Genomic DNA, 12,153 nt, shown 5'->3' with positions numbered 1-12,153 from the left:
TGTCGGGATCGGTGCCGAGGCGGAACGTCACCGTAAGCGTCATGGCGCCGTCGGTGGTGGCCTGGCTCGACATATAGAGCATGCCTTCGACGCCGTTGATCTGTTCCTCGATCGGGGTCGCCACCGTCTCCGCGATCACCTTCGGATTGGCGCCGGGATAGGTCGCGCGCACGAGGACGGAGGGCGGCACCACGTCCGGATATTCCGAGATCGGCATCGCGAACAGCGAGATCAGGCCGGCAAGGAAGATCAGGACCGACAGCACGCCGGCGAAAATCGGACGATCAATGAAGAACTTTGAGAGATTCATGGCTTTGCCCCTGGGCAATATCCTGCGGTTCTCCGCCCGCCCCTCCGTCATTCCGAGGCGCGGGCGAAGCCCGCGAACCCGGAATCTAGAGGTGAAGTGGTCGGAGTTCAGTAACTTCGAGATTCTCAGGTGCGCAATTGCGCACCGTAGTTCGCGCTACGCGCGCCCCGGAATGACAGAGGATGTCAGCGTTGCACGACGTCCTGGTTGCTGTGGTTGGATGCCTGCTGCGGCCCGCGCGCGCCCATCGCCGCCACCTCCGTCTTGAGGAGGGCGCCGGGACGCACGCGCTGGAGGCCGTTGACGACGATGCGGTCGCCCGGCTTCAGGCCCGCGGTGACGATGCGCAAGCCGTCGACGGCGCCGCCAAGCGTGACCGGACGGTAGACCGCGCGGCTGTCGTCGCCGACCGCCATCACGAACTTCTTGTCCTGGTCGGTGCCGATCGCGCGCTCGTCGATCATCACCAGCGTCTGCTGCTTCGGCTGGCCCATGCGCACGCGGGCGAACTGACCGGGGATCAGACGCCCGTCCTCGTTCCTGAACACCGCGCGGACACGGATGGTGCCGCTCTGGCCGTTGACTTGGTTGTCGATGAGCTGGATGTGGCCTTTCGCCGAAAGGCCGCCTGAGGTCGCCATCTCCACCGGGATCTGGTCGAGATTGCCGCGCTTGCCGGAGGCGTCCGCGATCGAGTTCAGCGCGTGCAGCACGACCTCTTCATCCGCATCGAAGGACGCGTAGATCGGATTGACGGAAACCAGCGAGGTCAGCACCGGGGACGCGGTGCCGGCGGCGACGAGATTGCCGACGGTGACCTCGATCTTGCCGACGCGGCCGTCCACGGGCGCGCGCACCTCGGTATAATCGAGATTGAGCCTTGCGGTCTGAAGCGTCGCTTCGGCCGCCTTGACGTTGGCGATGGCCTCGCGATTGGCGTTGTCGCGCTGGTCGTAGTCACGCCGGGTGACGACCGCGTTGCCGACGAGCTGCGCACCGCGCTCGAGCTCGCTCTGGGTGAACACCACGCGCGCCTTCGCCGCCTCGAGCTGGGCGTTGGCCTTGTCCACCTCGGCCGCGTAGGGCGCCGGATCGATCTTGAACAAGACGTCGCCCGCTTTCACCAGCGCGCCTTCGGTGAAATTGGTCGACAGGATCGCACCGGCCACGCGCGGACGAAGCTCGACACGCTGGATGGCCTCGAGCCGGCCGGAGAAATCGTCCCACAGCACGGTCGGCCGCGGTTCGATCAGCGCGACCGTAACGGGGACGGCCTGCTCGGCCGCGGCCGCCGTTGCGGTTGCCTGTGCGGCACGGAAGTAATGGCCCGTCGCGATCGAACCGGCCACGGCGAGGGCGCCCACGATAGCGACGCCGCCGAGAAGGCGGCGGATACGGCCAGGGCGAGAGGTGTTTTGGGAGGGGGGCATTTGCGCGCTCCAGATATGTAGTGTTCACTACAGATGTGGAGCTGGATACCGCAGCGCAAGATACTTATGTACCGTTCGCTAAGAAAATTGTAGCCGCTTACCGCAAGAATTGGAAGGCGGAAGAGAAAATAAAGCCAGAACAAATAGATAGGATCAGGCGTTAAGCCTCAGGCAGAACGTGAATTCCGAGGAGACAGGCACATGGGCATGGGACGCCCCCGCGAGTTCGACGCCGATGTGGCGTTGGATCAGGCGATGGAAGTGTTTTGGCGCCATGGCTATGAGGGCGCCACGATTGCCCAGCTCACCGAGGCGATGGGCATCAACCCGCCGAGCCTTTATGCCTGTTTCGGCAACAAGGAAGGCCTGCTGAAGGCCGCGCTCGACCGCTACACCAAATTGCGGGGCGCCTGGATGGACGAGGTGGTAGCCGCGCCGACCGCCCGCGACGTCGCCGAGCGGATGCTGATGGGTATCGCCGAGAAGCAGACCGATCCCGCCAATCCGCCCGGATGCCTGCTCGTGCAGGGCGGCATCGCCTGCGGCAGCGGCTCCGAGAACGTCCCCTTCGAACTCGCCGCCCGCCGCGCCCAGAACGAAGACCAGCTCCGCGACCGTTTTGTTCACGCCAAGGCGGAAGGTGATCTCAAGCCGAGTTCTGATCCCGCAGCGCTCGCGCGCTACGTCTCGGCGGTGTCCGTCGGCATGGGCGTGATGGCGTCTTCGGGAGCGGATCGCGAAGCGCTGCGGCAAGTGGCGAACGTCGCGGTACAGGCGGTCGAGGCGCAGTCGGCCGAGAGAACCTGATTCATTTCGCGGATGACGTTGCCGGCAGCGACGGCGGCGGGACAAAACCACCGAACTCGCGTTCGATCAGCCCGGCCAGCGCGATCGTTGTCCGATCCTCGAGATAAGGCCCGATGATCTGCACGCCGATCGGCAGGCCCGAAGGCGTGCGCTCGATCGGAACGGCGGTTGCCGGCAAGCCGCAGGTCGATGCGGGATCAGCCCAGATGAAGCACGCATCGGAGTAGTTGTAGAGCTTGCCATCGATGTCGAGCTGCCGTGCGTCGAACGGCTCGGACTGGTCATGTGGAAACGCCGGCACGGCGGCGGCCGGGTAGATCACCGCATCGAACTCGCGGAAGAGCTGCTGCCACTTCTGTTGCAGTTGCAGGCGGGCCGCGTCGGTCGCCAGCCACTCACGATGGATCATGCCCCAGCCGCGGGCGCGCTCGGCCTGCAGGCTGCGGTCGTCGGGCGAGAGTGTCGCGGCAACTTCTTGCGCCTCCGCGAGGGCGGCCTGGGTCAGGCGCGGACTTCGCGCGGCGTTCAACAGCTTCATGTACAGCCGCGCGGATTCGGCGAGATCAGGTAGCAGCGTGCTCGAGCGCGCGACCCGCGCCTCCGATTTGTCGAGCCGGTCTGCCAATCGTCCAATGGCTGAACGCACGGCGTCACCCGTCGGCATCAACGGATGCGTATCGATCACGAGGATCCTGAAATTCATGAGCTGGTCATGTCGCGGCGCCGGCAGTGCAAGGCGATAGCCGATCCCGTCCCGCGTCTCGTCGGGGCCGGCAATCACGTCGAGCGCCAGGGCGAGATCCGAGGCCGTGCGCGCCATCGGTCCAACGACAGCCAGATCGCCCTGACCAGGGACGGGTAGCGCCGGCGGCAGACTGTATCCGCGCAGCGGGACCAGCCCGAGGCTCGGCTTGTGTCCGAACACACCGCAGAAATGCGAAGGGACCCGGATCGATCCGCCGATATCCGAGCCGATCGAGAGTGGACCGAAGCCCGCGGCCAGCGCCGCCCCCGATCCGCCCGAGGAGCCGCCGGGTGACCGGCCGAGCTCCCACGGGTTGTTCGTCGTGCCGTGGATGTCGTTGTAGCTCTGGAAATCCCGCAGCCCGATCGGGATATTGGTCTTGCCGATGATGACGGCGCCCGCCGCCTTCAACCGCGAGACGACGAGGGCATCCTCCGCCGGTTGGAAATCCCTGAAATGCGGAAAGCCCCATGTCGTCGGCAGGCCGGCGAGGTTGAACGGTTCCTTGAGGGTCACGGGAATGCCGAGCAGCGGCTGACGCTCGCCGCGGCCAAGCGCCGCGTCGGCCGCGCGCGCGGCGTCTCTTGCGCGATCAAAATCGCGAACGATGACGGCATTGATCCGCCCGTCCAGCGCCTCGATGCGCGCGATCGTATGCTCGAGCAGTCCCGACGCAGACACCTTGCGTGCGTGCAGGGCACCCAGAAGCGCGCTGATCGAGCCGTAGTCCAAGTCAACTTCCAAGTCAGCGGCATCCGAGGCCAGCCCGCGCTGCATCACGATCTCCATTGTGTGACTGCTGATACTTCGTAGCCCGGATGGAGCGTAGCGCAATCCGGGACATATCCCAATGCGGATGCAGGACCCGGATTACGCTGCGCTCCATCCAGGCTACGAAGCTGCAATTCGCGTGAGGAGGCCGCGCAGCGGTCACCAGACCTGCTTGCCAATTGGGAGGACAGCACCGTCCGAAAACAGCGATGCCTTCCGAACGGTTAATGGCGTCGGCTCGACGGCGAGTTCCCAAGCGGCGATCATGCAATCCTGCGACTGTCTTGCCCGACGTGTCAAACGTCTGCGCTGGCGAGGCTCGCGCCGCGCGGGGCGAAATTCTTCAATGATTTGTACTGTGCATGGGGTTGTTTTCGCGTTTTTTGTCTGAGCGTTCCAACAGAGACAGAACAACCCGCCAGAGTCCGCATTCAACCGGAACTCCTAAGAATTTTTACACACAGTTCTGGCACGCTCCGCGCGTCAATATCCGCAGCCTGCATCGCCGCATCGCATTGCGCGCACGAAAAGACAGGAGCCGCGGGCATCGAGGGGGCGTTACCCATGACTGCACTTGCATCTGACGCCGGTCGCGCGAAGGGTGGGATCGTGCCGATCCTGTTGTGCGTCGTGCCGTTCAGCCAGATTCCACTCGATGCCTACACGCCCGGCCTGCCGCAGATGGTGGTGGATCTTTCCGCCGATCCGGCGTCGATGCAGAACACCGTCACCGCCTACATGCTCGGCATGAGTCTGGCACTCGTGCCAGTCGGCATCGCCTCCGATACGCTGGGTCGCCGCTACGTCCTGCTCGCAGGGCTATCGGTGCTCATCGCGATGAGCATTGCCTGTGCGCTCGCCACCAGCGCCTCGCTGCTGCTCGCGCTGCGCTTCCTGCAAGGCGTCGGCGGCTGCACCTGTCTCGTCGTCGCCTACGCGGTCGCGGCCGATTGCTTTCGCGGTCGCGAGCTCACCGCAATCTCCGGCCTGCTTGGCGCGGCTTGGGGGCTCGCGCCCGTGCTTGCGCCGGCGGCCGGCGGCTTCATCGTCGAGCTGACGTCGTGGCGCGGAGTGTTCGTCATCATCGCCATTGCCGCGGCGATCGTCGCCGCGATCGTCGTGCTGCTGCTGCCCGAAACCTTGCCGGCGGATCGCCGCGCGCCGTTCGATCCGCGCCGCACCGCCGGCATCCTCCGCGAGGCGCTGGTCCGTCCGGGCTTCCTGGCCTTCGTGCTGGTCTTTGCCGCTGCCGCCAGCGCGCAGCTGGCGTTCGGCGTCGTCGCGCCGTTCTTCTACCAGACCGGCCTCGGTTATTCGGCGGCCATCTACGGCCTCGTCGCGCTCGGCCTTGGCGGCGTCAATCTCGCCGGCGAGCTCGGTTGCGCGCATTTCGCGCGCGTCATGCCGGCGCGCGCGCTGGGCTTCGGCGCCTTCGCGCTGTTTCTCGCAGGCTCCGCGGTCCTGACCGCGACCGGCATGACCATCGGTCTCGATTTCGCGTCGATCACGATTGGCGGCGCGCTGGTGCTCGGCGGCTGCGGCGTCCTGTGCCCGATGATGTACGGCATGGCGCTCGGCCTGTTCGAGCGTGATCACGGCCTGATCGGCGGCCTCATCAGCGCGCTCTGCTACCTCGCGGTGAGCGGTGCCATGGCGATCGCGGCGGTGCTGCCAGAAGCAACGCAGGCGCCGATCGGCTGGCTCTATCTCGGCCTCTGCACTGTTGCGGGCACGCTGCTCGCAATCTCGCTGCCCGCTGCGCGCCACGCCACACAGACTTAAGGAAGGAACCAGTTCATGACCACCGTCGGTATTCGCGGCACGTTCTTCGACTTCGTCGACGATCCCTGGAAGCACATCGGCAACGAGCAGGCCGCCGCGCGCTTTCACCAGGACGGCCTCATGGTCGTCACCGACGGCGTCATCAAGGCGTTCGGCTCCTATGACAAGATCGCCGCCGCTCATCCCGGCGTTGAGATCACCCACATCAAGGACCGCATCATCGTTCCGGGCTTCATCGACGGCCACATCCATCTGCCGCAGACCCGCGTGCTCGGGGCCTATGGCGAACAGCTGCTGCCGTGGCTGCAGAAGTCGATCTATCCCGAGGAGATCAAGTACAAGGACCGCAACTACGCGCGCGAAGGCGTGAAGCGTTTCCTCGATGCACTGCTCGCCGCCGGCACCACCACCTGCCAGGCCTTCACCAGCTCCTCGCCGGTCTCGACCGAAGAGCTGTTCGAGGAAGCGGCTCGCCGCAACATGCGCGTGATCGCGGGCCTCACCGGGATCGACCGCAACGCGCCGGCCGAATTCATCGACACGCCCGAAAACTTCTATCGCGACAGCAAGCGTCTCATCGCGCAGTACCACAACAAGGGGCGCAACCTCTACGCCATCACGCCGCGCTTCGCCTTCGGCGCCTCGCCGGAGCTGCTCAAGGCGTGTCAGCGCCTCAAGCACGAGCATCCGGACTGCTGGGTCAATACCCACATCTCCGAGAACCCGGCCGAATGCAGCGGCGTGCTGGTCGAGCACCCGGACTGCCAGGATTATCTCGGCGTCTACGAGAAGTTCGATCTGGTCGGTCCGAAATTCTCCGGTGGCCACGGCGTCTATCTCTCGAACAACGAATTCCGCCGCATGTCCAAGAAGGGCGCGGCGGTGGTGTTCTGCCCGTGCTCGAACCTGTTCCTCGGCAGCGGCCTGTTCCGCCTCGGCCGCGCCACCGATCCGGAGCATCGCGTGAAGATGTCGTTCGGCACCGACGTCGGCGGCGGCAACCGCTTCTCGATGATCTCCGTGCTCGACGACGCCTACAAGGTCGGCATGTGCAACAACACGATGCTCGACGGCAGCATCGATCCGGCGCGCAAGGACCTCGCGGAAGCCGAGCGCAACAAGCTCTCGCCCTATCGTGGCTTCTGGTCGGTCACGCTCGGCGGCGCCGAAGGCCTCTACATCGACGACAAGCTCGGCAATTTCGAGCCCGGCAAGGAAGCCGATTTCGTCGCGCTCGATCCGAACGGCGGCCCGGTCGCTCAACCCTGGCACCAGTCGCTGGTCGCTGACGGTGCCGGCCCGCGCAGGGTCGACGACGCCGCGAACATGCTGTTCGCCGTCATGATGGTCGGCGATGATCGCTGCGTCGACGAGACCTGGGTGATGGGCAAGCGTCTCTACAAGAAGAGCTGAAGCGGGCGGTCGCGATGAGCGCATATCCGGATACGGCTGGCCAACCGGTCGCCCTCGTCATCCAGCGCCGCATCGCCGACGACGGCTTTGCCGCGTTCGCGCGGTGGAACGGCGAGGTCGGCGAGGTGCTCAAGGCGTGGCCGGGCTTCCTCGGCCAGGAGGTGGTACCGCCGCAACCGCCGGCGCATGTGGACTGGGTGACGATCCTCCGCTTCGCCAGCCCGGCCGCGGCGCGCGCCTGGCTTCAGAGCGAGGTGCGGGCGAAGCTGATTGCGGAGATACAACGCTTCTTCGTCGGTTCGGAGGATGTCCATATTCTGCCGGACACCGGCGTGCAGCGCGACAGCGCGGTCTCCGCGGTCATCTCCTTCAAGGTACCTGACGGGCTCGAGGATGCATTCCTCAAATGGCAGCAGCGCATCCAGGCCGCGGAAGCCGAGTTCAAAGGATTTTTGCGGCACAAGATCGAGCGGCCCATTCCGGGCCTGCACGATGAGTGGATCGTCATCCTGTCGTTCGACAGCGACGCCAACCTCAATGCCTGGCTCGACTCGCCGTTGCGGCAGACCCTGCTCAAGGAGGGCGCGCGCTTCAACGCCGGCATGAACGTGAAGCGGGCGAGCTACGGCTTCAATTTCTGGTTCCCGGCCGGCAAGACGCCGGCGCCGGAGCAGGGCCCCGCGCTGATCTGGAAGAGCAACCTCATCGTGCTGCTGGTGCTCTATCCCGTGGTCTACCTCTGGGGCTATTTCATCAGCCGGCCGCTGATCGACAGCCATGGTGTGCCGGTCTGGCTGTCGCTGTTCGTCGGCAATCTCGTGAGCACCCAGCTGCTCGGCTGGTGGCTGGTGCCGGCCGCCTTCAGGGCGCTCGACTGGTGGGTGACGCCGAAGGCGGCGCTCGGCCGCCAGATCGCGGGATACGCACTGCTTGCCGCGCTCTACGCCGYGTCGATGGGCCTGTACGCGCTGCTGCTCGCGTGGCATTGGGGACGGTAAGGCCGTCCACCGTGCGGGCCGCTCCGGTGCTGTCGGGAAGAGCGGCGGTCTCTGGACACTGACGCGCATGTTCGCCCTGACTTTTCTCGGGACCTCGGCCAGCGTTCCCTCGGCGGAACGCAACCATCCCGCCCTCCTGGTGGAGGCCGCGGGCAAGCGCATCCTGATTGATTGCGGCGAGGGCACGCAGCGCCAGTTGCTGCGCAGCGGCGCCGGCTTCCGGCGGCTCGATCGCATCCTGCTGACGCACGCTCATCTCGATCACGTGCTCGGCATCCCCGGTCTCTTCTCGACGCTGGGCTTGCGGCAGACCTCGGACGTGATGACCATTCATGGCGGCCCTGGCACGCTCGACATCGTCATGCGGCTGCTGGCGGGTCTGTGGGGCCCGGGCAGGGCGCCGATCCCCGTGGAGTTCGCAGCCCTGACCGAAGGCCAGGTCATCGATGCCGGCGACTTTACCATCGACTGCTTTCCGGTCCGCCATCGCGACACCGACAGCTTTGGCTTCTCCTTCCAGAGCCCAGCACGTCGCCACCTTCAGCCCGATCGCCTCGCGTCGCTCGGTGTTCCGGACGGTCCCTTGCGCGGCGAATTGGCTCAAGGCCGACCGGTCGTGATCGAAGGCGGCCGGACCATTGATCCGGAGGACGTCCTGGGGCCGCCGAGCGGCGGCCGGAAGCTCGTTGTGATCGGTGACACCGAGACCACCGAGGGGCTGTCGCAATACGTCGCTGACGCCGACATGCTGGTGATCGAGGCGACGTTCCTCGACCGCGACGCGCCGACCGCGCGGGACTATGGCCACCTCACCGCAGCAGAAGCGGCGGCCTTTGCGGCCGCGAACAATGTCGGGCAGCTCGTGCTGACCCATATGTCGGGACGTTACGAGGACGAGGAGATCTTGGCCGAGGCGGCAAGGATCTTCCCGAACAGCCGGATCGCCGCCGACTTCGATCACATCGTCGTCTAGTCGCAGCCCTCAGCCCGACAATCCCGACTTGATCGCGATGTCCTGCACCTGGCGCGTCACCTGCATCAGCCGCGGCAGCGCCTGGTCGCGAAAGGCCGGCATGTCCATGCGCATCGCGTCGATGGTGACGCTCAATCCCCCGATCACRACACCCTGGGCGTCGAAGATCGGCGTCGCCAGCGTACGCAAGCCATAGGCGTTCTCGCCGTCGGAGACGGCATGGCCTTTCTTCTTCACCAGATCGAGCCGGGCGAGCAGGGCATCGAGATCGGTCAGCGTTCGCTCCGACAGCTTGACGCGAGGGCGCGCTTCCAGTCGCTCGATCTGCTCGTCCCGCGCCAGATGCGCCAGCATGACATGGCCGAGCGCGGCGCTGTAGGCAGGAATGCGCGACCCCGGCCGCCGATCCATCTTGTGACGGTCGAGGCCGGCGCCGACGCGCGCGAGATAGATCACGTCGCCGCCGTCGAGGATGCCGAGCGAGGCCGCATCGCCCACCTCAGGCACGAGGGCGCGCAGCAGCGGCTCGACGATGGCTCGCAGCGATCCGTGCGACAGCACGGTGTAGCCGAGGTCGAGACAGGCAAGACCCAGGCGGAACCGACGGCTCCGCGGAACCGGCTGGAGATAGCCGAGCTCGATCAGGGTCTGGATCAGCCGGAACGCGGTCCCGCGATCGAGATCGGCGCGTGCGGCAACTTCACTCAAGGTGAGCTCGAAGGCCTCGCTGGTGAAACTCCTGAGCACGGCAAACGCCTTGCCGACGGAAGCGACATAATTCTTGGGATTCTTTGGGCTAGCTTCAGGTTTGCGCTTAGCGACCCTCTTTTGGACCTTGGCCATGCTCGAATGCCCCCGTCATGACAGCATCACCCTTGACGCAGGGGCGCGCTGATTTTACTGACAGCATCAGTAAATAACAAATGTTCGCATTCCGAACAATATCGATTTGGCGACCGGAGGAAGTTTTGTCGACATCATCGCTGCACCCTCATGGCGTGTTCTGCGCCGCGCTGACGCCGCTCGACGCCGAGCTCACCCCCGATCATGCGCGCTTCGTGGAGCATTGCCGCTACCTTCTGGATGAGGGCTGCGACGGCATCGCGCTGCTCGGCACGACCGGCGAGGCCAATTCCTTTTCCGTTGCGGAGCGCACCGCGCTGCTTGAAGCCGTGGTGGCCGCCGGCATCGCGCCGCAGCGGCTTCTGCCCGGCACCGGCGTTGCCGCGCTCACCGAGACCATCGCGCTGACGCGTCACGCGCTTTCGGTCGGCGTCGACACCGTGGTGATGCTGCCGCCGTTCTACTACAAGAACGTCAGCGATGACGGCATCTATGCCTCCTACAGCGAAGTGGTGCAGCGCATCGGTGATGCGCGCCTGAAAGTCGTGCTCTACCACTATCCGCTGATGTCGGCGCAGCCGATCTCGCATGCGCTGATCGAACGGCTGCGCAAGACCTATCCGGCCGTCTTCACCGGCATCAAGGATTCGTCCGGCGATTTCGCCAACATGACCGCAATGGTGGAGCGCTTCCCCGGGTTCGCGGTCCTGGGCGGCGCGGACCCGTTGATGCTGCCGTTGCTGCGCAAGGGCGGCGCGGGCTGCATCACAGCCACTTCCAATCTCGTCGCGCGCAGTCTTGCCTATGTCTACAAGCACTCTCGCGACAGCGACGACGATGCGGCGCTCAAGGCGGCGCAGGCGCGCATCGTGAAGGCGCGCGAGCTGGTCTCGCGGTTCCCGCAGATGGCATCGCTGAAGGCGCTGGTGGCCGAGCGTACCGGTCATTCCGGATGGCAACGGCTGCGACCGCCGCTGGAATCGCTGCCGCCGGCTCAGGTGAAAGAGCTGCTCGCGGATGCTGCTGCATTCGCCGCCGCCACCGTCTAGACTTGGCGCGGGCGGCGAGGCGATCCGATGTCCGATTCTTTCCAGGATGCATTGGCCGGGCTCGCTGATATCGTCGGCGACAAGCACGTCATCGCGTCCGGGCCCGACCTGGAGCCCTATGTGGTGGACTGGCGCGGGCGCTATCACGGCCGCGCCGTCGCGGTGGTGAAGCCCGGCTCGACCGCCGAGGTCGCCTCCGTCGTCAAATTCTGCGCGGCAAGGCAGCTCGCCATCGTGCCGCAGGGCGGCAACACCGGCATGTGCGGCGCGGCGACGCCGGACGATCGCGCGGGCAATGTCGTGATCCGGCTCGACCGCATGCGGGCCGTGCGCGACGTCAGCCCGCTCGCCAACACGATCACCGTGGAGGCCGGCTGCATCCTCGCCGACGTGCAGAACGCGGCCCGAGACGTCGATCGCTATTTTCCCTTGAGCCTCGGTGCCGAGGGCTCCTGCCAGATCGGCGGCAACATCTCGACCAATGCCGGCGGCACCGCCGTGCTGCGCTACGGGCCGATGCGCGATCTCGTGCTCGGCCTGGAGGTCGTGCTGCCCGACGGGCGCGTCCTCAACGGCTTGCGCGCGCTACGCAAGGACAACACGGGTTACGCACTCAAGCAGCTCTTCATCGGCGCCGAGGGAACGCTCGGCATCGTCACCGCGTCGGTGCTGAAACTGTTCGCGCCGCCGCGCAGCTCGGCTTTGGCGTTGTTGAAGTTGCAGGGTGTGGAGCAGGCGCTCGAGATCATGCAGCGCCTGCGCGGTGCTGTCGGCGACCGGCTCGGCAGCCTCGAGATCATGTCGCGGTCGCAGATCGAGGCGATCGCGAAGACCGTGCCTGATGTCACGATCCCCTTCGAGCTGACGACGCCGTGGTATCTGATCGTCGAGCTGACCGACACGCTCGCGGGCGTGGACCTGAACGAGCCGCTGGCCGCGGTGCTGGCGGACGCGATGGAGGCGCGGCTGGCTGACGACGCCATATTGGCCTCCAGCCTGGCGCAGGCGAAGGCGATCTGGGCGGTCCGCCAC

At 65.9% G+C, this 12,153-nt stretch carries 11 protein-coding genes; 7 read left to right on the top strand and 4 right to left on the bottom strand.

Going from position 1 to position 12,153, the window contains the following annotated elements:
- Positions 1-310: efflux RND transporter permease subunit (locus AC1D00_RS08940; RefSeq protein WP_477010408.1), on the bottom strand; the 310-nt coding region annotated here is incomplete at its 3' end.
- Between the two features lie 185 nt (positions 311-495).
- Positions 496-1,740 carry an efflux RND transporter periplasmic adaptor subunit gene (locus AC1D00_RS08935; RefSeq protein ID WP_477010407.1) on the bottom strand — a complete coding sequence of 415 codons (1,245 nt, stop codon included), beginning with the start codon at positions 1,738-1,740 and terminating at the stop codon, positions 496-498.
- A gap of 201 nt (positions 1,741-1,941) precedes the next feature.
- Here AC1D00_RS08935 and AC1D00_RS08930 point away from each other — a divergent pair, with 201 nt between their 5' ends.
- Positions 1,942-2,547: a TetR/AcrR family transcriptional regulator gene (locus AC1D00_RS08930; RefSeq protein WP_477010406.1), complete on the top strand. Its 606-nt coding sequence runs from the start codon at positions 1,942-1,944 to the stop codon at positions 2,545-2,547.
- A 1-nt stretch (position 2,548) separates the two neighbouring features.
- Here AC1D00_RS08930 and AC1D00_RS08925 read toward each other — a convergent pair whose 3' ends face one another.
- Positions 2,549-4,081, bottom strand: coding sequence for an amidase (locus AC1D00_RS08925; RefSeq protein ID WP_477010405.1), 1,533 nt, complete (start codon positions 4,079-4,081; stop codon positions 2,549-2,551).
- Between the two features lie 546 nt (positions 4,082-4,627).
- Here AC1D00_RS08925 and AC1D00_RS08920 point away from each other — a divergent pair.
- From AC1D00_RS08920 to rnz, 4 genes are all read left to right on the top strand, one after another.
- Entirely contained in the window at positions 4,628-5,845 is a 1,218-nt protein-coding gene (locus AC1D00_RS08920) for a multidrug effflux MFS transporter (RefSeq protein WP_477010404.1), read from the top strand.
- A 15-nt stretch (positions 5,846-5,860) separates the two neighbouring features.
- Positions 5,861-7,258: a guanine deaminase gene (gene guaD / locus AC1D00_RS08915; RefSeq protein ID WP_404555483.1), complete on the top strand. Its 1,398-nt coding sequence runs from the start codon at positions 5,861-5,863 to the stop codon at positions 7,256-7,258.
- Positions 7,259-7,272: 14 nt separating this feature from the next.
- A complete protein-coding gene (locus AC1D00_RS08910; RefSeq protein WP_477010403.1) occupies positions 7,273-8,256 on the top strand; it encodes an antibiotic biosynthesis monooxygenase in 984 nt (327 codons plus the stop codon).
- 67 nt (positions 8,257-8,323) lie between these two features.
- The gene (gene rnz, locus AC1D00_RS08905) at positions 8,324-9,229 is read left to right on the top strand and encodes a ribonuclease Z (protein ID WP_404555487.1); all 906 of its coding nucleotides are present in this window, start codon (positions 8,324-8,326) and stop codon (positions 9,227-9,229) included.
- A gap of 9 nt (positions 9,230-9,238) precedes the next feature.
- Here the strand turns inward: rnz and AC1D00_RS08900 are convergent, their stop codons facing one another.
- Entirely contained in the window at positions 9,239-10,072 is an 834-nt protein-coding gene (locus AC1D00_RS08900) for an IclR family transcriptional regulator (RefSeq protein WP_477010402.1), read from the bottom strand.
- 125 nt (positions 10,073-10,197) lie between these two features.
- Between AC1D00_RS08900 and AC1D00_RS08895 the strand changes: the two genes are divergently transcribed.
- Together AC1D00_RS08895 and AC1D00_RS08890 are read left to right on the top strand one after the other, a co-directional pair.
- The gene (locus tag AC1D00_RS08895; protein ID WP_477010401.1) at positions 10,198-11,121 is read left to right on the top strand and encodes a dihydrodipicolinate synthase family protein; all 924 of its coding nucleotides are present in this window, start codon (positions 10,198-10,200) and stop codon (positions 11,119-11,121) included.
- A 27-nt stretch (positions 11,122-11,148) separates the two neighbouring features.
- A partial coding sequence (locus AC1D00_RS08890; RefSeq protein ID WP_477010400.1) for an FAD-binding oxidoreductase occupies positions 11,149-12,153 on the top strand: 1,005 nt, incomplete at its 3' end.

The organism is Bradyrhizobium sp. P2_E8 (genome assembly GCF_056403875.1).
This window is presented reverse-complemented; position numbering and strand designations above follow the sequence as displayed.

Bases quoted from the DNA above. Each gene is read 5' to 3' on its own strand.
- AC1D00_RS08935 (WP_477010407.1), bottom strand. From the start codon at position 1,740: ATGCCCCCCTCCCAAAACACCTCTCGCCCTGGCCGTATCCGCCGCCTT.
- AC1D00_RS08930 (WP_477010406.1), top strand. From the start codon at position 1,942: ATGGGCATGGGACGCCCCCGCGAGTTCGACGCCGATGTGGCGTTGGAT.
- AC1D00_RS08925 (WP_477010405.1), bottom strand. From the start codon at position 4,081: ATGGAGATCGTGATGCAGCGCGGGCTGGCCTCGGATGCCGCTGACTTG.
- AC1D00_RS08920 (WP_477010404.1), top strand. From the start codon at position 4,628: ATGACTGCACTTGCATCTGACGCCGGTCGCGCGAAGGGTGGGATCGTG.
- guaD (WP_404555483.1), top strand. From the start codon at position 5,861: ATGACCACCGTCGGTATTCGCGGCACGTTCTTCGACTTCGTCGACGAT.
- rnz (WP_404555487.1), top strand. From the start codon at position 8,324: ATGTTCGCCCTGACTTTTCTCGGGACCTCGGCCAGCGTTCCCTCGGCG.